Source organism: Natrononativus sp. DTA114, assembly GCF_059736515.1.
Window position 1 is genome coordinate 387050 of the sequence record NZ_JCASSN010000003.1, and the last position, 20496, is coordinate 407545.

24 protein-coding genes are annotated in these 20496 nt (G+C 66.3%); 13 read left to right on the top strand and 11 right to left on the bottom strand.

Annotated elements, in window-relative coordinates; genetic code table 11:
• Nucleotides 1-123 precede the first annotated feature (123 nt).
• Entirely contained in the window at nucleotides 124-942 is an 819-nt protein-coding gene (locus AC6I6S_RS11980) for a PspA/IM30 family protein (protein WP_497950373.1), read from the bottom strand.
• 120 nt (nucleotides 943-1062) lie between these two features.
• Between AC6I6S_RS11980 and AC6I6S_RS11985 the strand changes: the two genes are divergently transcribed.
• Entirely contained in the window at nucleotides 1063-1698 is a 636-nt protein-coding gene (locus AC6I6S_RS11985) for an alpha/beta hydrolase (protein ID WP_497950374.1), read from the top strand.
• Here the strand turns inward: AC6I6S_RS11985 and AC6I6S_RS11990 are convergent.
• A complete protein-coding gene (locus AC6I6S_RS11990) occupies nucleotides 1695-2609 on the bottom strand; it encodes a hypothetical protein (protein ID WP_497950376.1) in 915 nt (304 codons plus the stop codon). The two genes, AC6I6S_RS11985 and AC6I6S_RS11990, sit on opposite strands and share 4 nt — an antisense overlap.
• 191 nt (nucleotides 2610-2800) lie before the next feature.
• Between AC6I6S_RS11990 and pyrG the strand changes: the two genes are divergently transcribed.
• The 3 genes from pyrG to AC6I6S_RS12005 are packed head-to-tail and all read left to right on the top strand — an operon-like array spanning nucleotide 2801 to nucleotide 5714.
• A complete protein-coding gene (gene pyrG / locus AC6I6S_RS11995) occupies nucleotides 2801-4474 on the top strand; it encodes a glutamine hydrolyzing CTP synthase (protein WP_497950378.1) in 1674 nt (557 codons plus the stop codon).
• Nucleotides 4474-5391 carry a glutamine-hydrolyzing GMP synthase gene (gene guaA / locus AC6I6S_RS12000; RefSeq protein WP_497950380.1) on the top strand — a complete coding sequence of 306 codons (918 nt, stop codon included), beginning with the start codon at nucleotides 4474-4476 and terminating at the stop codon, nucleotides 5389-5391. Before pyrG ends, guaA begins: the two co-directional genes overlap by 1 nt.
• Before the next feature lie 2 nt (nucleotides 5392-5393).
• A complete protein-coding gene (locus AC6I6S_RS12005) occupies nucleotides 5394-5714 on the top strand; it encodes a DUF7126 family protein (protein ID WP_497950381.1) in 321 nt (106 codons plus the stop codon).
• A 422-nt stretch (nucleotides 5715-6136) separates the two neighbouring features.
• On the opposite strand, the gene AC6I6S_RS12010 is transcribed toward AC6I6S_RS12005, so the two are convergent.
• On the bottom strand, nucleotides 6137-6835 hold the full coding sequence (locus AC6I6S_RS12010; protein ID WP_497950383.1) for a 5-formyltetrahydrofolate cyclo-ligase: 699 nt from the start codon (nucleotides 6833-6835) through the stop codon (nucleotides 6137-6139).
• Nucleotides 6836-6860: 25 nt separating this feature from the next.
• Nucleotides 6861-7367, bottom strand: a complete 507-nt coding sequence (locus AC6I6S_RS12015) for a pyridoxamine 5'-phosphate oxidase family protein (protein ID WP_497950385.1) — start codon at nucleotides 7365-7367, stop codon at nucleotides 6861-6863.
• A gap of 117 nt (nucleotides 7368-7484) precedes the next feature.
• Between AC6I6S_RS12015 and AC6I6S_RS12020 the strand changes: the two genes are divergently transcribed.
• The gene (locus AC6I6S_RS12020) at nucleotides 7485-7658 is read left to right on the top strand and encodes a hypothetical protein (RefSeq protein WP_497950386.1); all 174 of its coding nucleotides are present in this window, start codon (nucleotides 7485-7487) and stop codon (nucleotides 7656-7658) included.
• Between the two features lie 13 nt (nucleotides 7659-7671).
• Here the strand turns inward: AC6I6S_RS12020 and AC6I6S_RS12025 are convergent, their stop codons facing one another.
• Nucleotides 7672-8199 carry a MogA/MoaB family molybdenum cofactor biosynthesis protein gene (locus AC6I6S_RS12025; protein ID WP_497950388.1) on the bottom strand — a complete coding sequence of 176 codons (528 nt, stop codon included), beginning with the start codon at nucleotides 8197-8199 and terminating at the stop codon, nucleotides 7672-7674.
• 145 nt (nucleotides 8200-8344) lie between these two features.
• On the opposite strand from AC6I6S_RS12025, the gene AC6I6S_RS12030 reads away from it, so the two are divergent.
• Nucleotides 8345-9388, top strand: a complete 1044-nt coding sequence (locus tag AC6I6S_RS12030; RefSeq protein ID WP_497950389.1) for a zinc-binding dehydrogenase — start codon at nucleotides 8345-8347, stop codon at nucleotides 9386-9388.
• Between the two features lie 299 nt (nucleotides 9389-9687).
• Nucleotides 9688-9993, top strand: coding sequence for a DUF7977 family protein (locus tag AC6I6S_RS12035; protein WP_497950390.1), 306 nt, complete (start codon nucleotides 9688-9690; stop codon nucleotides 9991-9993).
• Here AC6I6S_RS12035 and AC6I6S_RS12040 read toward each other — a convergent pair.
• The 3 genes from AC6I6S_RS12040 to AC6I6S_RS12050 all read right to left on the bottom strand — a co-directional run bounded on the left by AC6I6S_RS12040 (nucleotide 9990) and on the right by AC6I6S_RS12050 (nucleotide 11989).
• Nucleotides 9990-10298: a DUF7853 family protein gene (locus tag AC6I6S_RS12040; RefSeq protein ID WP_497950392.1), complete on the bottom strand. Its 309-nt coding sequence runs from the start codon at nucleotides 10296-10298 to the stop codon at nucleotides 9990-9992. The two genes, AC6I6S_RS12035 and AC6I6S_RS12040, sit on opposite strands and share 4 nt — an antisense overlap.
• 128 nt (nucleotides 10299-10426) lie before the next feature.
• Nucleotides 10427-10990, bottom strand: coding sequence for an NUDIX hydrolase (locus AC6I6S_RS12045; protein ID WP_497950393.1), 564 nt, complete (start codon nucleotides 10988-10990; stop codon nucleotides 10427-10429).
• A gap of 48 nt (nucleotides 10991-11038) precedes the next feature.
• The gene (locus AC6I6S_RS12050) at nucleotides 11039-11989 is read right to left on the bottom strand and encodes a diacylglycerol/lipid kinase family protein (RefSeq protein WP_497950395.1); all 951 of its coding nucleotides are present in this window, start codon (nucleotides 11987-11989) and stop codon (nucleotides 11039-11041) included.
• A gap of 52 nt (nucleotides 11990-12041) precedes the next feature.
• On the opposite strand from AC6I6S_RS12050, the gene AC6I6S_RS12055 reads away from it, so the two are divergent.
• A complete protein-coding gene (locus AC6I6S_RS12055) occupies nucleotides 12042-12770 on the top strand; it encodes a PHP-associated domain-containing protein (protein WP_497950396.1) in 729 nt (242 codons plus the stop codon).
• A 42-nt stretch (nucleotides 12771-12812) separates the two neighbouring features.
• Here the strand turns inward: AC6I6S_RS12055 and AC6I6S_RS12060 are convergent, their stop codons facing one another.
• Nucleotides 12813-13226 carry an Lrp/AsnC family transcriptional regulator gene (locus AC6I6S_RS12060; protein ID WP_497950397.1) on the bottom strand — a complete coding sequence of 138 codons (414 nt, stop codon included), beginning with the start codon at nucleotides 13224-13226 and terminating at the stop codon, nucleotides 12813-12815.
• 102 nt (nucleotides 13227-13328) lie between these two features.
• Between AC6I6S_RS12060 and carA the strand changes: the two genes are divergently transcribed.
• Entirely contained in the window at nucleotides 13329-14411 is a 1083-nt protein-coding gene (gene carA, locus AC6I6S_RS12065; protein ID WP_497950399.1) for a glutamine-hydrolyzing carbamoyl-phosphate synthase small subunit, read from the top strand.
• A gap of 66 nt (nucleotides 14412-14477) precedes the next feature.
• Complete coding sequence (locus tag AC6I6S_RS12070) at nucleotides 14478-15014, top strand: hypothetical protein (protein ID WP_497950400.1); 537 nt, start codon at nucleotides 14478-14480, stop codon at nucleotides 15012-15014.
• Nucleotides 15015-15018: 4 nt separating this feature from the next.
• On the opposite strand, the gene AC6I6S_RS12075 is transcribed toward AC6I6S_RS12070, so the two are convergent.
• Complete coding sequence (locus tag AC6I6S_RS12075) at nucleotides 15019-15759, bottom strand: SIMPL domain-containing protein (protein ID WP_497950401.1); 741 nt, start codon at nucleotides 15757-15759, stop codon at nucleotides 15019-15021.
• A 128-nt stretch (nucleotides 15760-15887) separates the two neighbouring features.
• On the opposite strand from AC6I6S_RS12075, the gene AC6I6S_RS12080 reads away from it, so the two are divergent.
• Nucleotides 15888-16742, top strand: a complete 855-nt coding sequence (locus AC6I6S_RS12080; protein ID WP_497950403.1) for a universal stress protein — start codon at nucleotides 15888-15890, stop codon at nucleotides 16740-16742.
• Nucleotides 16743-16778: 36 nt separating this feature from the next.
• Nucleotides 16779-17039, top strand: a complete 261-nt coding sequence (locus tag AC6I6S_RS12085; protein WP_497950404.1) for a hypothetical protein — start codon at nucleotides 16779-16781, stop codon at nucleotides 17037-17039.
• A 286-nt stretch (nucleotides 17040-17325) separates the two neighbouring features.
• On the opposite strand, the gene AC6I6S_RS12090 is transcribed toward AC6I6S_RS12085, so the two are convergent.
• On the bottom strand, nucleotides 17326-18948 hold the full coding sequence (locus AC6I6S_RS12090; RefSeq protein WP_497950405.1) for a formyltransferase family protein: 1623 nt from the start codon (nucleotides 18946-18948) through the stop codon (nucleotides 17326-17328).
• A 168-nt stretch (nucleotides 18949-19116) separates the two neighbouring features.
• On the opposite strand from AC6I6S_RS12090, the gene purB reads away from it, so the two are divergent.
• Nucleotides 19117-20496, top strand: coding sequence for an adenylosuccinate lyase (gene purB / locus AC6I6S_RS12095; protein ID WP_497950407.1), 1380 nt, complete (start codon nucleotides 19117-19119; stop codon nucleotides 20494-20496).

Consider the following 20496-nt stretch of genomic DNA (forward strand, 5'->3'; position numbering starts at 1 on the left):
GATGGCCTGCCGCTCGAGACAGTCCGCCGTCGATCCGGCCATCGGTCCACGGTCGAAGCCGTTGCTGCGTGCGTCGTCGGTTGCGAGACGCAGAAACGCCCGTCGGCCGCGCACGCGATGCGCTTACGCGTTATCCTCTTCCTGCAGCTCCGCGAGTTCGGCTTCGACGTCCTCGTCGACCTCCGTCTCGAGATCCTCCAGTTCGGTCTCGACGTCCTCCGTCTCCTCGGCGTCGGCCTCCGTCTCCTCGCCCATCTCGGACTTCAGCGTCTCCAGTTCGGCCTCGACGCCGCTGTCGGTCGAGAGCTCCTCGAGTTCGCGGTCGATGGTGTCCTTGTCCGAGAGGACGTCCTCGAACGCGCCGGACTCGTGGAGTTCGTCGAGCGCGGCCGCGCGGGCTTCCATGTCCTCGGTGCGCTCCTCGGCGCGTTCGATGGCGCGGCCGACGTCCTCGAACTCCTCGCCGGTCGCGGTCATCGCTTCCGACACCGTGGAACTCGCTTCGGCGGCCTCGTAGCGCGCCTTCATCGTCTCCTTTTTGGTGCGGAACTCCTCGATGCGGCTCTGGAGTTCGTCTTTCTGCTCGATCAGCCGGTCCTGCTGGTTCTGGAGTTCTGAGATCTGGCGTTCGAGGTCCTCGATCTGGTTCATCTTCGTCTTCTTCTTCTCGAGGGCCTTGCGCGCCAGATCCTCGCGGCCCTGCTGGACCGCTGTGCGAGCCTGGCCGTTGTGTTTCTCGACGTTCTCCTCGAGGCGGCGTTTCTGCATCTCGAGGCGCTTTTTCTGCGTCGTGAGGTCGGCGATACCGCGTTTGACGTCCTGGAGCTGATCGCGCATCTGCTCGTAGGAGTAGTCGAGCGTCTGCGTCGGATCCTCCGCCCGGTTCAGGATCGAGTTGATCTTCGACCGGATGACGTAGGACGTCCGAGAGAGGATACCCATACTAGCTACGTGTCGTTCGTTCCCCTTAAAAACATCACTTCCTCAACAGTCCGCGTAGTGTCGTGTCCCGATCTCGAGTCGAAGGGATGATTCATACCGCCGGACCGTCGATGGTGGCACATGACCGATGTTGTCGTTCCCGGTGGACGGGACGTACGCGGAACGCTCGCGGACCCGGCCCTCGACGGTGAGTCATCGCCGTCCGAGTCCACGGGATCGGACGCAATCGTCGTCGCCTGCCCGCCCCACCCCCAGCACGGGGGCCACCGCGGCGACCGGCGGCTGGTGGCCGTCAGCGAAGCCGTGAACGAGCGCGAAATCGCCTGCCTGCGATTCGACTACGGCGAGTGGGACGAGGGCTACGGCGAGCGCGAGGACACCCGCAACGCGATCCGCTGGGCGGCCGACCGCTACGAGCAGGTGGGCGTCTTCGGGTTCAGCTTCGGCTCCGCGCAGGCGATCCTGGCGAGTGCGACCGTCGACCGGGAGGTTCGGGCCGTCTCCGCCCTCGCACTGCCCGATCGGCTTGGCGCGGATATCGAGGTCGTGCCGGCGCTCGAGGCGCTCGAGGCGCCGACGCAGATCTGCTACGGCGAGCGCGACTCGACGGTCGACTGGGAGCCGGTCGTCTCGCGGGCGCGGGAACTGGGTTTCGAGGTCCACGAGTTCTCGGCCGATCACTTCTTCGTCGGCCAGCACGGGAAAGTGGCGGAGACGGTGAGCGAGTTCTTCGAGGCTCGCCTCGAGTCCGTCTAGGATTCGTGGGGCTCAGGCCCGCTTCGAGTCCGCCGGATCGCCTCGAGCACCGCCTCGGGGTCGTCGATCGCCTCGCGGTCGCAGCGGAGGTTCCGGAACCGACGTTCTATGACGAGTTCCTCGTCGGTGAGTTCGACGCCGGATATCCGTTTCCAGGGGATCAGAGTGCTCGAGCGGCCGCGGTCGTGGCGAACGCCGTGTTCGTGGACACGCAGTTCGCCCTGCTGGGCCTGCTGGTCCATCTCGAGGGAAAACCGCGTTCCGTAGTACTTCTTCCCGCTGGCGTCGCCGGTGTTGATCATCCAGGACCAGACCGCCACGGCGACACCCATGAGAACGTAGACCAGCCCGACAGTGCTTCCGGTGGCGACGCTCACGCCGAGACCCATGGTCACGAAGACCACCAGTACGACCCAGATGCCGCCGTTCGCGAGCGCACTCGCCGGTTGGTAGGTCCACGTGGCGGCCGGCTCGTCGGCCGTGATCGCCTCGACGAATCGGTTTCGACACAGCCGCTCGAGGCCGAACCCCGCGACGCCGAGCAACAGGGCGAAGCCGACGGTCGCCAGGCCGTATCTGCCGGTGTACTCGAGCGGCGCCACGCGCGGTGCGAGTGCGGCCGCCACAAAAAAGGCGGCCGGTAGATAGCAGGCGACCCGCCATCGCCAGGTGCCGCCGATCCGTTCGGGAAGCCCGCGGGTGCGTTTGGCGAGGACGTGACCGACGAGCGTCGTCGCCGTCACGACGGTCGGGAAGGTTCCGAGCAGCGTCGCCGACGTCGCGTCGGCGAGCACGCCAGCGAGGAGACTGATTCCGCCGACCACGAGTCCCAGATAGAAGCCGAACGCCGCCTGAAAGCCGATATCCGGCGGTTCGACCTCGACAGAGGTCCCGCGGTACTCGAGTGACATAACCGACAGTACGCGGCGGGGGATGCTAAAAGGATACGGATTTGACGGTTTTACGGACAGGCTAACAGCCCGTCGCTTCGGGAGGTCGAGATCTCCTTCGGCTCCGTATCGTCTCCTGGCGATACTGACACTCCGTGTCGAAGCCCGGCCGGTCCCGAAATGGTTTTCAACCGTTCACACGGACAGTCGGTATGCCGACGGAACCGGACACTCATTATGATCCCTCGCTGGGGAACAAGTTCATCTTCGTCACCGGCGGGGTTATGTCGGGGCTGGGCAAGGGGATTACGGCCGCGAGCACCGGCCGACTCCTGAAAAACGCCGGGTTCGACGTGACCGCGGTGAAGATCGACCCGTATCTCAACGTCGACGCGGGCACGATGAACCCCTACCAGCACGGGGAGGTGTACGTGCTCAAAGACGGCGGCGAGGTCGACCTCGACCTGGGGAACTACGAGCGGTTCCTCGACATCGACATGACCTCCGACCACAACGTCACGACGGGGAAGACCTACCAGCACGTCATCGAGAAGGAGCGAGCGGGCGACTACCTGGGTAAGACGGTCCAGATCATCCCCCACATCACCGACGACATCAAACGGCGCATCCGCGAGGCCGCCGAGGGAACCGACGTCTGTATCGTCGAAGTCGGCGGCACCGTGGGTGACATCGAGGGGATGCCCTACCTCGAGGCGCTGCGCCAGTTCGCCCACGAGGAACCCGAGGAGAACGTGCTGTTCGCCCACGTCACCCTGGTTCCGTACTCGAAAAACGGCGAGCAGAAGACCAAACCCACGCAACACAGCGTCAAGGAGGTCCGCTCGATCGGCCTCCAGCCCGACGTGATCGTCGGCCGCTGTGACGACGAACTCGAGCCGGAGACGAAAGAGAAGATCGCGCTGTTCTGTGACATCCCCACGGAGGCGGTGTTCTCGAACCCCGACGTCGAGGACGTCTACCACGTCCCGCTCGTCGTCGAGGAGGAGGGGCTGGATCAGTACGTCCTGGAGCGGTTCGAACTCGAGGAGGCTGCGCTGCCCGCCGGCGAACGGGCCAACGAGTGGCGCGAGGTCGTCACCTCCGAGAAGGAGGGCAGCGTCGACATCGCACTCGTCGGCAAGTACGACCTGGAGGACGCCTACATGTCGATCCACGAGTCGCTGAAACACGCCGGCTTCGAACTCGGCGTCGACGTGAACGTCCGCTGGGTGGACGCCGACGAGATGAACGCCGACCACGAGGCGCGACTCGAGACCGCCGACGGGATCGTCGTTCCGGGCGGCTTCGGCATGCGCGGCACCCAGGGGAAGATCGACGCGGTGCGGTACGCCCGCGAGAACGACGTCCCGTTCCTCGGTCTCTGTCTCGGCTTCCAGATGGCCGTCGTCGAGTACGCCCGGAACGTGCTGGGACTCGAGGGCGCCCACTCCGCGGAGATGGAATCCGAAACCGCACACCCGGTGATCGACATCCTTCCCGAGCAGTACGAGGTCGAGGATATGGGCGGCACGATGCGCCTGGGCGCCCACGAAACCGAGATCGAGCCGGGAACGCTGGCCCACGAGATCTACGGGGACACCTCCTGTACGGAACGGCACCGCCACCGCTACGAGGTCAACCCGGAGTACTTCGACGCCTTCGCCGAGGAGTCGATGGTGTTCTCGGGGACGGCGGGCAACCGGATGGAGATCCTCGAACTCGAGGACCATCCCTTCTTTTTCGGCACGCAGTTCCACCCCGAGTACCGCTCCCGGCCCGGCCGTCCCAGCCCGCCGTTCGTCGGCTTGCTCGAGTCGGTACTCGAGGGGACCGACGCGGCCGAGAGCGCCCGCGCAGAACACGAAGAAACTGAGGTCACCTACTAATGGTTACGACGAACACGTTCGTTCCGGACGCAGTCGAAGAGATCGAAGACGAAATCGGCGACGCCAACGCCGTCATCGCGCTATCGGGCGGCGTCGACTCCTCGGTGGCCGCCGCGCTGGCTTACGAGGCCATCGGCGACCGTCTGACGCCCGTCTACGTCGACACCGGCCTGATGCGCAAGGGTGAGACGGCCCAGATCCGCGAGACGTTCGACTACATGGAGTCGCTGCGGGTCGTCGACGCGAAAGAGCGGTTCCTCGACGCGCTTTCCGGCGTCACCGACCCCGAGGAGAAGCGAGCGGTGATCGGCGAGCAGTTCATCCGCGAGTTCGAGCGCGAAGCACGCGATGCGGACGCCGACTACCTCGTCCAGGGGACGATCTACCCCGACCGCATCGAGAGCGAGGGCGGAATCAAGTCCCACCACAACGTGGGGGGGCTTCCCGACGTGGTCGACTTCGAGGGGATCGTCGAACCCGTCCGCGACCTCTACAAGGACGAGGTCCGCGAGGTCGCTCGCCACCTCGGTCTGGACGATCTGGTGGCCGAGCGGATGCCGTTCCCTGGTCCCGGACTCGCCGTTCGCGTCATCGGCGAGGTGACGGACGAGAAGCTCACGGTGGCTCGCGAGGCGTGTCACGTCGTCGAGGACGAACTCGAGGAGTACGACCCCTGGCAGGCGCTGGCCGCCGTGATCGGCAAGGCGACCGGCGTCAAGGGCGACAACCGCGTTCACGGCTGGGTGGTCTCGGTTCGGTCGGTCGACTCCCGCGACGGGATGACCGCCCGCGCCCAGGAGATCGACTGGGAGACCCTCCAGCGCATCCAGTCTCGTATCACCGGGGAGAACGAGACTGTCGCCCGCGTCGTCTACGACGTCACCCACAAACCGCCCGCGACCATCGAGTACGAGTGACCATGCAGGCTATCGTCGCCGGTCCGGACGAGGACGGCATCGCGGACGCGCTCGAGGCTGCAGGGGTCGACGTGACGCGGCTCACGGGCGTCCTCTCTCGACCTATCCTCGAGGAAGCGGGGATCGTCGACGCCGACCTCTACGTCCTCACCGACGTCGCGGAGGCGACGACGATTCCGATTGCCCGCGATCTCACCGACGAACTCAGGACGATCGTCTACGCCCGCGACACGGTTCCGGAGTTCGTTCGCGGCCAGCTCGACCTCGCGGTCGATCCGCGGCTGGTCGACCCGGAGATCGTCGCCGAGGAACTGGTCGACTGACGCTGTCGGATTGTTTGTAGGTTTTTCGCCGCTCTCGAGAAGCTGCCGCCGTGAACTATCTCCGTGCCGTTTTCGGTGGGTTGAACTGGAGTAAAGTGAAACGGAATCCGGAATAAGGGAGTGTAGCGTCTCCCCCGTTCAAGTAGTTCCCCCCGGTACGAAAGGATGGAGGTCGACGGGTACCACCGTCAGGCACCCCACGCCTATGTCGATCCCGTGACTTCCAGCAACCCCACCACAGCACCCTTCCCCCACCATTGCCACATCGCGCACCCCGGCGACGTGGGCCCACTGCACCGGCTCACGCCGCCGCCGCGGTGGCTTAGATCTCGGGGCCTCACCCTCCCCGGGATCGTAGCGGATTTCGTACCTGACCGCCGAGCGGCGGCGCCGCTCGACGCTCGTTCACCGATTTCCCGGAGCTACGGCTGTAGCGTCTCCAGAACCGGAATTTCCTCGAGTCGCTCCTCCTCGAGCAGCGACCAGTCGATTCCGTCGGGGCGTTCGCCCGCTTCGGGTCGAACGACGCGCTCGGGCGTGACAACGAGCGACAGCGCCACGTCGTGGGCGTCGGTTTCGACGCGGTCGACGACCTGCCGGTCGTGAACCGTCGTTACGACCGGCGTCTCGTCGTCGACGAGGTCGAGTTCCCGCAGGATTGCGTACTCGAGGTCGCTGTACCCTTCGCCCTTGCCGATTCGGCCGCCGTTCTCGCCGACGGCGACGCTGCCGGAGACGATCAGATCGATCCCCGAAACCGCATCGGGACCGACCTGGACGCCGTGTTTCGACGACCCAGAGACCGTCGTCGCCTCGTCGATATCCGCCACCTCGTCGGGATCTAGCCTGAGGAAACAGTCCTGATCCCGGAGCCGCGGCACCGCCATGTACACCGTCTTTCCCTCGCGCAGCGCTCGCCGGCGAACGGGAAGCTGCGGGGCGTCGGGGTTTGCCTTGATCGTCTTCGCAGCCTGCCACTCGGGTTGCTCGGCCAGTCTGTCGGCGGCATCCGTCGCCCCGGCGAAGTTGGGAATGCGTCCGTGTGGCGGGAACGGAAATCGGGCGACGCCGGACTCCTCGAGGTCGTCCCAGACGCGCTCGCGCAGGTCCTGTTTCTCCATACGCCGACTTCGAAGGCGACCGAGTTCAGGCTTCGTATGTCGGCTCGAACCGCCAGCGCGTCGCATCGGTCGGATACTCGGTCCAGGCGAAGACGGTCGTCGGATTGACGGCAAAGACGGGTGTGCCGTGGCGGATATCGTATTTCTCCTCGTAGCGGTCGTCGATCCGCTCGAGGTACTCGCCGTTCGCCGTCTCCGCGGTGAGTTTCTCTGCGACGCCCTCGACGATCACGACCGACTCCCCGTCCTCGGTGTGGACGGTGATCGCGGGGTTTCGCTCGAGGTTTCGAACCCAGCGCGTGCGGTCGCCGCCACCGCAGTGAAACCGCTTTTCGAGCCAGACGCCCCAGGTGGGGCGGGCGTGTGGCGCGTCGTCGGGACGGGTGGTCGTCACCCAGAAGGTCCGTTCGGCCTGCATGCGGTCTGTGACGGTCGACCAGGGAAGCAGTCCCTCGCGGTCGGCCGGAATACCGTAACTCGAGTCGGTTTCCGGCCGGTCTCGCCTCCGCCCGTGATCGTCTGGGTCCGACATTCTACACCACCGATGGTGCTGGATAGGGATACGGGTTCGGGGCGATTTCGGCGAGTGTACGGTGTGATGTCAGTGTACACGTATCATACTTATACATCCTCGAGGTGGACTCCGCCCATGAACCGCGAAACGGTCGCGTTCGGCGCGCCGCTCGTCGGACTCGCCGTCGGTGCCGTCGTCCTCATCGTCGGGATCTTTCTGGGTGGACTGACGACGGTTGCGGTCGTCGGCGGACTGGTTATGCTCGCCAGTATCTCCCTGCTGGCGTTTTCCGTCACACGAACCGTCTGAGCCGCCGTCGGCGTCAGTCGTCGCCGTTCGCCAGCGTCGTCAGCCGGTAGGCCTCGGGAGCGATGATCTCCTCGATCGCGAGCAGCGTCGCGCGCGTGTCGTCCGGCAGGCAGAAGATCGGAACGCCGCCGGCGATACCCGCCAGTGCACGGCTGCTAACGACGCCGACGCCGAGTTCCTCGTAGCACAACGTGTGAAACAGGTCGAGAAACGCCGGTAGCTCCTTGTCCAGCAGCGGGTCGACCGCTTCGAGCGTCGCGTCCGTCGGTGTAACGCCGGTTCCGCCGGCTGTCACGACGAGTTCGACGTCGTCCCGATCGACGAGTCGCGAAATCTCCCCCTGGACGTTGTCGTAGTCGCCGGCGATTAGCTCGCGCACTGCGATTCCGTGGCCGGCGCCCTCGAGCGAGGCGATTATCTTCTGGGCGACTTCGTCGTCCTCGAGTGGGCCGTCCGATCCGATTCGGACGACTGCGACCGGAACCTCGTTCCTCTCTGCTCGGTCCCCGTTCTCGGCTCCGTTCGTCGAGCTCTCGACCATACGAGTCGTTTTCCATCCGGACAGTAAAACGCTCACCCGTCAACTGAGTCGGCTGGCGCCGGGACGCCGCGACCGGGTCGAAATACGTGGCGTCGACTGTCGGTCTTTCACCATCGTTTTGGTGTGTCTCCCCGTTGGCCCGCGTATGCAGGCTGTCCACGTCACCGAACACGGCGATCCGTCAGTTCTCGAGTACGGCGAGCACCCCGACCCCGAGATCGGTCCCGACGAGGTGCTGGTCGACGTGAAAGCCGGCGCACTCAACCACCTCGACGTCTGGGTGCGCCGCGGGCTCCCGATTCTCGACCTCGAGATGCCCCACGTTCCGGGCAGCGACGGGGCGGGCGTCGTGACCGAGGTTGGCGCGGACGTTACCCGCTTTGCTGTCGGTGACCGGGTCGCTCTCTCGGCGGGGGTTCACTGCGGGGAGTGTGAGTTCTGTCGCGACGGGCAGGCGCCGCTCTGTGTCAACTACCACGTCATCGGCGAGCACGTCCCCGGCGTCCACGCCGAGTACGCCGCCGTTCCGGAGGCGAACCTGATCCCCGTCCCCGACGGGGTCGACTGGGTGACCGCCGGCTCTTCCACCCTCGTTTTCCAGACCGCCTGGCGGATGCTGATCGACCGAGCGGATCTCACCGCCGGCGAGAAGGTGCTGGTGCTGGGTGCAAGCGGCGGCGTCGGCCACGCGGCGCTCCAGATCGCGGATTACGCGGGCGCGGAGGTGTACGCGACCGGCAGCAGCGAGGAGAAACTCGCCTACGCCGAGGAGCACGGGGCGGACCACGTCGTCAACTACGAGGAGGAGGAGTTCGCCGACTGGGTCCGCGCGGAGACGGACAAACGCGGCGTCGACATCGTCGTCGACTACATCGGCGCCGGCACCTGGCGGGACTCGATCCGCAGCCTCGCGAAGGGCGGGCGGCTGGTCACCTGCGGGGGGACCGCCGGCCCGAACCCCGAAACCGACATCCCGCGAATCTTCTGGAATCAGCTCTCGATCATCGGCTCGACGATGGCGACCCCCGGGCAGGTCGACGACGTGATGGAACTCGTCTGGGACGGCACCTTCGAGCCCGCGATCCGGGACGTGCTCCCGATGAGCGAGTCCGCCCGCGCCCACGAGATGCTCGAGGGACGCGAGGGCTTTGGGAAGGTCGTGGTGCGGCCCGATAGCGAACTCGAGTGAGAGCCCGCAGGAAACGATTATTCCGCTCGAAACGGATGTGAAACACGCGCTCAGTACAGGCGGTGCAGGTAACGCTGCGGAAGAGCATCAAGCGCTGCACCCGCGAGCGACCAGCGGGAGCGAGCGGCCTTTTTAGCGTAGATTTTTGCAAGCGGTTCGAGCGACCGTAGGGAGCGAGGACCCGCAGTAAAAAGGTACGTTTGCAGGGAGACTTTGCAAATCACGGACTCGAGCCACTCCCGTTCGAGACGGCGAACCGAACCGTGAGGGCTTTGCCCTCCGGTTCGTAACTCCCGTACGTGACCTCGAGCGACGACCGCGGCTACGTCCACGATCCCGCGGCATTCGACGGGGACGAGCGGAAGGAGGAGGAGTCCGACGACGAGTGGCTCCGCGAGCCGATCCACCCGGAAGCGGGCGACCGCGAGTTCGGGTGGCGCGGCTGGGTGCTCGTGGGGGCGATCGTGCTCGCGTTCATCGTCGCGCCGCTCGCCATTTTGCTGTGGCCGCCTACCCTCAACTACTGGGTGGCGCTGTTGATCCTGCCGCTGTTTCCGGCCCTGGTCCTGGCGCTGACGGCCGTCTGGGCGACGACCCGTCCCTAAAGGGAGTCGAGGGCGGCGTCGAGGCGGTCGATGACGGCCGCTGCGACCGGGACGTCCTCCGCCGGCGCGTCCGCCGCGTTCGCGTACCCCGCCACCGCAGCTCTGAGCTCTCGAGCCTGTCGTACGGTCAGCGTTTCCTCGTCGGCCTCGATCACGTCGAACGACGTGAGAAGCCAGGCCGGCGGCTTTGTCCGGTCGTCGATCGCGTCGTCGGCTCGCGTGGTGAGCACGTAGTGGACGAGCCACCGCTGTTCTCTCGAGAGGTCGACGTCGAGCGTTCGCGTCTCCTGTGGTGGGGAACTCATATCGGGTTCGGGCCGAATTCTGTCGGCCCTCGAGCGACGCTACGTGGGTGGCAGTAATAACTGTTGCCCCGTGTTAACACGGGTCGTAACCCGAGGTAAATCAAACGCGGTGACGAACCGCCGGTGATCTATCGGACGTCCCGGCGCATCGCGATTTCGAACCAGGGACAGAGGCGGAGCTGGCGGTACCACTCTGGGTGGCTGTGCAGGCGTTCGTAGGGCGCCCACAGTAGCCCGGCGACCTCTGCCTCGTCCGGTTCGAGGGTCGTCTCCTCGAGGGTGAGCTTGAGGACCGCACACACCTCGTGTTCGACGCCCTCGTTCTCGAAGTAGCGTTTGTACTCGAAGCGGTCGGTCACCCGCAGGTCGTCGTACTGATCGGGGGTGATACCGAGTTCTTCCTCGAGGCGCTCGCGGGTGGCCTCCTCCTGGCTCTGTCCCTGGACCGGGTGGGAGGCGACGGTGCCGTCCCAGTAGGAGCCCCAGAGCCGCTTCTCGGGCGCGCGCTGGGCCAGCAGGATGTTATCGTCGCGGTCGAAGACGAGCGAGGTGAACGCGCGGTGGCGAACGCCGTCGCCGGTGTGAGCCTCGAGGCGGTTGACGACGTCGAGTTCGGTGTCGGATTCGTCGACCGCGATCACGTCCTGTCGGGCGTTTTTGTGCGGTAGGGACTCGCCCTCTGAGCTGCTCATACTCTCACAATCGGTCAGGTCCTTCAAACCAGTATCGACTCCAGCGCCTCACCAGGGTTCGCCGACACCCGCAACGTCCGGGTCCGGCTCGTACGCGTCACCGACGACGACGGCGAGCCGGCGGGGAACGGTTTCGAGTGAAAGTGTCGCCGTCTCGAGCATCTCGCCGTCGAGGCTGTACTCGACCGGCTGCTGTCCGAGACTTTCGACGGAGAGGGAGGGAACGCGGCGACGAACGATGTGGTCGGCATCCCGGCCGAACAGCCGCTCGAGAGCGGCTTCGCCGACCAGGTCGACCGTGGGTGCGCGCTCGACGATCGTCACTTCGAAGCGGCCGTCCTCGACGTTCGCCTGTGCTTGCCGCGTGTTCGAAAACCGGCGGGCGTTCCCGACGAGGACGAACAGCGCTTCGCCGGCCCACGTCTCCCCGTCCTCGCCGGTGTGCTCGTCGGTGAGGGCAACGCGTAACGGGAGGGGGTCGAACGCGGCCGCCGCCTCGAGCGTTTCACGAACGTAGGCGAGCACGCCCAGCGCCCGTTTCTCTTCAGAGGTCGTCGCGCCGCTCGCCTCGGCCGTGACGCCGCCGACACAGGAGTTGACGAACGCCCGGTCGTCGGCCAGTCCGAGATCGATCGTTCGCCGCTCGTCGCGTTCGATCGCCTCGAAGGCGGCCTCGACGTCGTCGATCCCGAGGTTCGACGCGAAGTTGTTCCCCGTCCCAGCGGGAACGACCGCGAGCGCCGCCTGTTCGAGACCGTTTCCCTCGCGGAGGCCGTTGACGACCTCGTTTACGGTGCCGTCGCCGCCGGCAGCGGCGACCAACGTCGCTCCCGACTCGACGGCCTCGCGGGCGAACTGCGTCGCGTCCCCCTCCCCGGCGGTCAGCCGGGTGACAAAGCCGTGTTCGCGCGCGAGCGCGATCACGCGATCCGCGTGATCCTCGCTCCCGCTCGTTGGGTTACATATCAGCACGCGGTCGCCGTCCCCGGTCCGGTCCATACCAACCATAGGCGGGAGAAGACCAAAACGTTCGGGCGTTCTCTCTCAAGGTATGTTCGCCGTCGACGTACATACTCACACTCGATTCTTTCACGGCCACCGCCGTCTCGGCGATCGGTTCGATCCGATCGGATTCCGTTTGCTCGCCGAAGCGGCCGCGACCCGCGGTCTCGACGGGGTCGCGACGACGAACCACGACTACGCGACTGCGTTCGACTCCGATCGGATTACGACGATTCCCGGTATCGAAGTGTCGACGACCCACGGCCACGTTCTCGTCGTCGGCCCCGACCCGCCGGCGGAGACCGTCCCGCTCGAGTACACCCCCATGGAGGTCGTCGAGATGGCTCACGACCGGGGTTGCGCCGCTATCGTCGCTCACCCGTTTCGAAACAGTACGGTGTCCGAACTGGCCGACCTCTCCTTCGACGCGATCGAGATCAACGGCAAACACCCCCGCACGCGGCCGCTGGTCGAGCGCCTCGCAGACGAGCGTGGGCTGCCGCTGGTCGGGGGGAGCGACGCTCACTATCCCTTCGAGGTCGGGCGGGCGTACACGCTGGTCGACGCCGACGAACTCACGCCCGCGTCGGTCGTCGCGGCGATCCGGGACGGCCGGGTCGAGGTCCGCGTCTCGAGGCGGCCGTTCGACCGCCTCCTTCGGCGAGGCTACCGCGCGTTACACGCTCGAAAACACTCCAACAGCATCCTCGCAGAGCCGTCGCCGGGCGTCGGGCGACCGCCGGGCGAGCCGGAGGGTGATGACGCCGATGCGGACTGATCGGCGAGCGGTGCGCCGCCGATCCCGTTCTGGCGCCGCGAGTCAGCCCAGTTCCTCGTCGAGGATCAGCCGGGTTTTCGTGCTCACGACCTCGTCCTGCTCGCGCGCCTGCGTGATGAGTTCGTTTACGCCGCGGGTGTCGGCGGCGTCGACGACGAGGACGATGTCCTGCTCGCCGGAGACCATCCAGACGAAGTCGACCTCCTCCCACTCGGCCATCCGCTCGGAGACGTTCGCGGTGTCGACGTCGACGGCGACGCTGATCTCGAGCATCGCCTTGACGTTCCCGGTGCGGGTGGCGACGGTGAAGCGCTCGATGACGTCCTCCTCGGTCATCCGCTCGACGCGGTTTCTGACCGTCCCCTCGCTCGTCCCAACTTCGGTCGCGATCTCGGTGTAGGGCGTGCGGGCGTCCCGCCGGAGAATGTTCAGGATGCGTCGGTCCAACTCGTCCATAGAGATCCGATAGTTCGGCTGACGTCTACTTGGTCGTTACGAATTTCGTAACCTGGCTTCGAAGACAACACTTATGACCGTCGATTGAATACGTTGTTCGTAATGACACCGGCCTACGTAGCGCTGGAGAGCGGCCACGTACTCGAGGGGCGTGGTCGCGCTCCGGGAACGGCTCGTGGGGAACTGGTTTTCACGACGGCGTACACGGGCTACGAGGAGAGCCTGACCGATCCTTCTTACGAGGAGCAGGTCTTGACCTTTTCGTACCCGCTGATCGGTAATTACGGCGTCCGTGACGAACGCTTCGAGTCCGACCGCGTTCACCCCCGAGCGGTGCTCGCCCGCGAACTGACAGACGACGTCGCAGAATGGCTCACCGACGAAGGCGTCCCCGCCGTCGACCACCTCGACACGCGGGACGTCGTCACCGACGTCCGCGAGGGCGGCGCGATGAAGTGCGGCATCGCCGTCGGCGAGAACGCCACGCCCGACGACGCCCGCGCCGAACTCGAGCGCTGCGTCGCCATGAGCGACCACACCGAGATCGGCGAGCAGGTCAGCGTCTCCGAACCCGCCACCTACGGCGCCGAAAACGACGGCCCCGACGTCGCGCTGATCGACTGCGGCGTCAAGGGCTCGATCGTCGACTCGCTGGTCGACCGCGACGCGACGGTCCACGTCCTGCCACACGACACGCCCCCGGCGAAGGTCGAGGGGATCGATCCCGACGTGCTGTTCGTTTCGAACGGCCCCGGCGATCCGAAAAACTACGACGAGGCCGTCTCGCTCGTCGAGACATTCGTCGAGGAGATTCCCGTCGCCGGCATCTGTCTCGGCCAGCAGATCGTCGCCCGCGCACTCGGCGGCACCACCGAGAAGATGGCCTTCGGCCACCGCGGCGTCAACCAGCCCGTCCTCGACCTCGAGTCGGACCGGGTCGTCATGACCACCCAGAACCACGGTTACACGGTCGCCGATCCGGGCGACCACCTCGAGGTCTCTCAGGTGAACGTCAACGACGACACCCCCGAAGGCCTCGACGGCACCGACTACGACGTTCTCACCCGCCAGTACCACCCCGAGGCCAACCCCGGCCCACAGGACACCCTCGGCTTCTTCGACGACGTTCTCGAAATGGCCCCTTCTCGGTCTCGCCGCCCTCGAGCCATCCCCGCTGACGACTGATCGGGGCGGCAGCTTCTACGGACGACTCGCAACCTTGAACAGCCGGTCGGCCGTCGACTCGAGACGATGAAGGTCCCGCTCGGGCTGGCCGCGTTCGACCACCAGTCCCGCCTTGCGCACGTCCTCACCGTCGTCGGTGGTCTGCTGGTCTTCGTGGTCGGATACTTCGGTGCCGTCGCGGTCGTCTACGGCGACCTCTCGGCGCTCGGACTCGAGACGAGCATCGACCAGCAGCGCCTGGGCGGCGCGGTCGGCGCCGTGGTGGTGTGGTCGTACTTCTCGCTGGCGTTCGTCCGCGGCTACGGCGGCCCCGTGTTGAACGCCATCGCGTACCCCCTCCTGATCGTCACCGTTACGCCACACCTCGCGCGGTGGGCGCTGTTCGGGATCGACACGACGGCGGTCGTCTCGCGGTTCGTCGGACTGTTCGTCCTCGAGCCGCTGGTGACGACGCTGATCGCCGTCGTTCCGGGATTCGGAGCGTTCACCGTCTTGCTGACGGTGTGGACGGCGCTGATCACTGAGACCGACCGTCGAGCGTGGGAGCGCCATCACCTCACCGATGAATTTTACGAGGCGTTCGTCGCTCAGGAGTACGAGTGAGCGCTCAGCCCGAGAAGCCGTACACCACCGTCACCGTCGCGGTCACGCTCACCGGCCCGGATTCGATGTCGGTGCTCGCTTCCGCGTCGTCAGCGGCGGTGTCGTAGGCGGCGTCGTACCGAACCGGGCTGACGCTGACGTCGCTGGTCGAGACGGACCGGGTTCCTGTAATCTCGACGCCGCGGTTCGCCGCGATGTGTTCGGCCTCCGCGTCGGCGTTCGCCAGCGCGTCGTCGAGCGCCTCGTTGCGAAGCGCCTCCCGCGTCTCCGGTTGCAGGGTGAAGTTCACCCGACCGACGTCGTCCGCGCCGGCGTCGACCGCCGCGTCGATGATCTCGCCGACGCGGTCGACGTCGTCGACCTCGATCGAAAACGCGTGACTCCCCTCGAACCCCGTTCCCTGGCGGCGCTCGCGGATGTTGTACCGGCTGGTCTGGACGTTCTCCTCGGGGATCTCGAGATCGGCGAACGTCTCCCGGAGGCGGTCGGCGCCCTCGGCGAGGTCGTCTCGCACCTCGTCTGCGGTGTCTCCGCGTGCTTCAACGCCGACGGTCGCGACCGCCCGGTTGGGTTCGGTTTCGGCGGTGCCGCTCGCGCTCACTTCGATCGTCCGCCCGTTCTCGCCGTCGGGTGCGCCGCCGATCGACTCCTCGTCGCCGCCGTCGGTGAACGCGCTCCCGACGCAGCCAGCCAGTGCAGTGACGGCGCCGACGCCCGATGCGATCAGCACGTGTCGTCTGTTCATACTTGTCGTACTCTCTACGCACACATGACACTTATCCAAGGTCAAACGCAAATTTGAGTTTGCGAGCGGACCAGTCACCCGTCGGGAACGTTTACGGTCCCGGTTCGCGTATCTCTGGTGATCGACGAATGCCCGACGACCGTCTACTCGTCCCCGTTGCAAACCCCGAAACGACCGACCGATTGCTGGACACCGCGATCGACCTTGCCCGCGACCGCGACCTCGAGATCCTCGTCCTGACCGTCGTCACCGTTCCGCCACAGTTGGCCCTGGAGCACGCGCGGGCGAACTTCGACGTTGAGGAGTCGGAGGCAGTTGTCCGGGACGCCGTCGAACGGGCGCGCGAAGCGGGCGTTTCAGCCACTGGTCGCGTTCGCTTCGGCCGCGGCGTCGCAACGGGTATCGTCAGCGTCGCCGAGAGCGAGGACGCCGAGACGATCCTGCTCGGCTGGCGGGGTCGACCGCGACGCCGGGAGATCGTCCTCGGGAGCTACATCGACGAGGTGCTCTCGGACGCCCCCTGCGACGTGCTCGTCAAGCGGATCGACCGCGACCCGGGGACGATCTCGTCGGTGCTCGTCCCGGTTGCGGGCGGGCCGAACACCGAGTACGCCGCGACGGTCGCCGGCGCGCTGGCGCGGGCGCACGACGCGGAGATCGAACTGCTGACGGTAGTTCCTGACACCGACGAGGAGACGATCGCCGACGCTCGGACGCTGCTCACCGAGACGTCGACCGCCCTCGGCGCGGTCTCCTCGGTCACGGAGACGGTGCTCACGGGACCGGTCGTCGAGACGGTGCTCGAGCGGACCGCCGAACACGACGTGACCATAATCGGGGCGGCCGAGAGCGGACTGCTCCGCCGGGTCCTCGTCGGCGACGTTCCCGAGACCATCAGCCGCGAGGCGTCGGGTGCGGTGCTCATGGCGAAGCGACACCAGCCCACGACCAGCAGGCTGTGGCGCCTGCTCAGGCGCCCGTGACGAACGGTTATTGCCGCTCGTCTGCTATGGTACCGTATGACTGACCTCAACAGCGAGATGGGAGACGTCCAGTCGGAACTCGACGAGGTTCGAACCCTCCTCAGAACCGAACTCCCCGAGTTCTTCGAGTTCGACGTCGTCGTCGGCAACATTTCCTACAACGCGAACAACAACAGCGTCTCGGCCACCGTCGAGCCCAGCTCCGAGGCGCGCACGCAGCTCTCTGACGAACTTGGCGGCGTGACGGTGAGCACCGAGGGCAGACTCGAGTTCGAGTTCGGCTTCGCGCCGAAGTAGCGACCACGCAGGGGGAGTCCCTGGCGCTCGGTCGTGCCGAAAACTCCGCTGGGCCGTAAACGCTATCACGACATCCACCTTTTTCGCCTCGGGTCCACTCGCTGCTCACGGCCGCGCCGTTCGCGTTCCGAGGCGGTTTCGCCGCCTCGCTGCGCTCGTTCACCGCTCTCGTAAAAATCCGGATCAAAAGTCGTTCGCTCGTTTCACGCGCTGCCGGCTCTCAGTCGTGTCTAAACCAACGAAAGACTCGCTTCGCTCTTCTTTCGAGTTTCAGACAGGCCTTCGCTCAATCGTGTCTGAAAGACCGCTGACCCGTAAACGCCATCGCCATTTCGTGGTCGTTCGCCGCCTGGATCACGTCGTCGTCGTTGACCGAACCACCTGGCTGGACGACGGCTTCGATGCCGGCTTTGGCGGCCTCGTCGATCCCGTCCGGGAACGGGAAGAAGGCGTCCGAAGCCATCACCGCACCCTCGGCGGACTTCCCCTCCGCGTGCTCGTCGGCTTTCATCGCCGCCAGTCGGACGGCGTCGACCCGCGACACCTGCCCCATCCCGATGCCGACCGTCTCGGTGCCTTTCGCGAAGAGTATCCCGTTGGACTTGACGTGTTTCAGCGTCTGCCAGGCGAACACCATCGATTCCAGTTGCTCGGGGGTTGGCTCGCGGTCGGTGACGACCTCGAGGTCGTCGACCGAAAGCGACTGGCTGTCGCGCTCCTGGACGAGGCGGCCGCCGACGAGCGGTTTTTCGGTGAACCGCTGTGGCCTCCCGTCGAGGTCGCCCACCGCGAGCACGCGCAGGTTCTCCTTTTCACGGAGGACCTCGAGCGCCCCGTCGCTGTACCCCGGGGCGACGACGACTTCCTTGAACGAGTCGACGATCGATTCGGCGCTCGCGGCGTCGCACTCCCGGTTGAGGGCGACGATACCGCCGAAAGCGCTCATGGGATCGGTCGACAGCGCCCGGTCGTAGGCGTCGGCGAGCGAGTCGGCCGTCGCACAGCCCGCCGGATTGGTGTGTTTGATCACCGCGGCGGCGGGGCGGTCGAACTCCTTGATCAGGTTCAGGGCGCCGTCGGCGTCGTTGTAGTTGTTGTACGACAGCGCTTTGGCTCCCTCGTTCAACTGGTCGGCGCCGACGACGCTGGCTTCCTCGCAGGCGTAGTCGACGTACACCGCGGCGTCCTGGTGAGGGTTCTCGCCGTAACGGAGGGTGTCGAGACGATCGCTCGAGGTCAGCCGCCGGGCGGCCAGGCCGCCGTCGTCCGCCCGATCGGCGACGACCGCGACCTCTCCGCTCGCACGGTCGATCTCGGCTGCGCCCGTAGCGACCCACTTCACCGCTCGCGGGTACGCCCGGAACTCGCCCTCGTAGAGCACGCGCTCCTTGAGGCTCGCCTCGTCGTCGCCCTCGTACACCGGCACCGGTTCCTGGGTGACGATCGGCCCCATGTCGACCTCCGCCTCGACCACCTCGCCGTCGTCGTCGGTCGCGTCCGTGACGACGTGGACCGTACAGCCCGTCACCGAGACGCCCGCCTCGAGGGCGTCACCCCAGGCGTCCATGCCGGGAAAGGCCGGCAGCAGCGACGGGTGGACGTTCAGGGTCGTCGGCTGGGCGTCGAGAAACGTGTCCGAGAGGATGCGCATGTAGCCGTCGAGACAGACGAGGTCGTACTCGTAGTCGGCGAGGGCGTCGTTGACCGCGCGTTCGTGCTCCCGGCGACTCGTTCCCTCGGCGAGCGGGACGACCTCGGTCGGAACCCCGCGGTCGGCGGCGGCTTCGAGCACCGGCGCGTCGGGATCGGTCGTCAGGACGACGCCGAGTTCCGCGCCGCCCGGTTCGCGCGCGTCGATGTTCAGCAGGTTTCGTCCGCGGTTTCCGGCCAGTCCGGCGAGTCTCGTCATAATCGACCCCGCGCCCGCGAGGGAGAAAGTGGTTGCGGTCTCGAGCGAGGATATATCCACAACCGTGTATCAACTTGCCGAGTTCTGCCGTTCTATGACTGGACGATGTGCACGCCTGTGGGTTGACGTTCCGACACGCTTTTCTCCTCCGCTCGAGCACCCTCGCACATGACAGACTCACTGTACTGCGTCTCGCCGCTCGACGGCCGGTACGGCCGACGAACGGAGCCGCTGGCGCCGTACGCCAGCGAGGCCGCGCTGATGCGCGCTCGCGTCCGCGTCGAAGTCGAGTACCTGCTCGCGCTCGCCGACCTCGGGGCGACGCCGCTGTCGATCGACGACGCCGACCGCGACCACCTCCGCGGGCTCTACGAGGCGTTCGACGCCGACGACGCCGCGCTGATCAAGAAACTCGAGGTGTCGGGCCACGAAGGGTTCGAGGCGACGAATCACGACGTCAAAGCCGTCGAGTACTTCGTTCGCCACCGCCTGCCCGAGGAAAGCGAGGCGTCGGCGTGGATCCACTTCGGGCTGACGAGCGAGGACGTGAACAACCTCGCCCACCGACTCCTCCTCGTCGGCGCCGTCGACGAGGTGCTCCTGCCCGCGCTGTACGACGTGCGCGACGAACTCGCGGAGATGGCCCGCGAGCACAGGGGGGTTCCGATGCTCGCGCGAACCCACGGCCAGCCCGCGACGCCGACCACGTTCGGCAAGGAGATGGCCGTCTACGCCGCCCGACTGGGCCGGGCGACGGGTCGGATTCGGACGGCGACCGACGATCTCAGCGGGAAACTCGGCGGCGCCTCCGGCACCTACGCCGCCCACGTCGCCGCCTACCCCGAGGTCGACTGGCCGGCGTTCGCCCGCGAGTTCGTCACGGGGCTGGGTCTCGAGTTTTCAGCCCTCACCACGCAGGTCAACTCCTGTGACGACCTCGCGGCGGTCTTCGACGCCTTCAGGGGCGCGAACAACGTCCTGATCGACCTCGACCGGGACGTCTGGCTCTACGTCTCGGATCGCTACCTCGGCCAGGAGACCGTCGCGGGCGAAACCGGCTCCTCGACGATGCCCCACAAGGTGAACCCGATCGACTTCGAGAACAGCGAGGGGAACCTCTCGAAGGCCAACTCGGATCTCGTCTTCCTGGCGGACTACGTCACCACCTCCCGACTCCAGCGCGACCTCTCCGATTCGACGGTCAAGCGAAACATCGGTGCCGCTTTCGCCCACTGTCTCATCGGCTACGGCAAGACGAGCGCCGGCCTCGAGAAGGTCGTTCCCAACGAACACGTCATGCGCGCGGAACTCGAGGACACCCCGGAGATCATCGGCGAAGCCGTCCAGACGATTCTCCGCCGCGAGGGCCAGGAGGACGCCTACGAGCGGGTCAAGGATCTGACGCGGGGGCGGGAGGTCACCCTCGCGGACTTCTACGACCTGTTCGACGACCTCGAGGTGAGCGACGAGGTTCGCGAGGAGCTTCGTGCGCTCGAGCCGTCGACGTACACCGGCGTCGCCGACGAGTTGGTCGACGAACTGGACTGA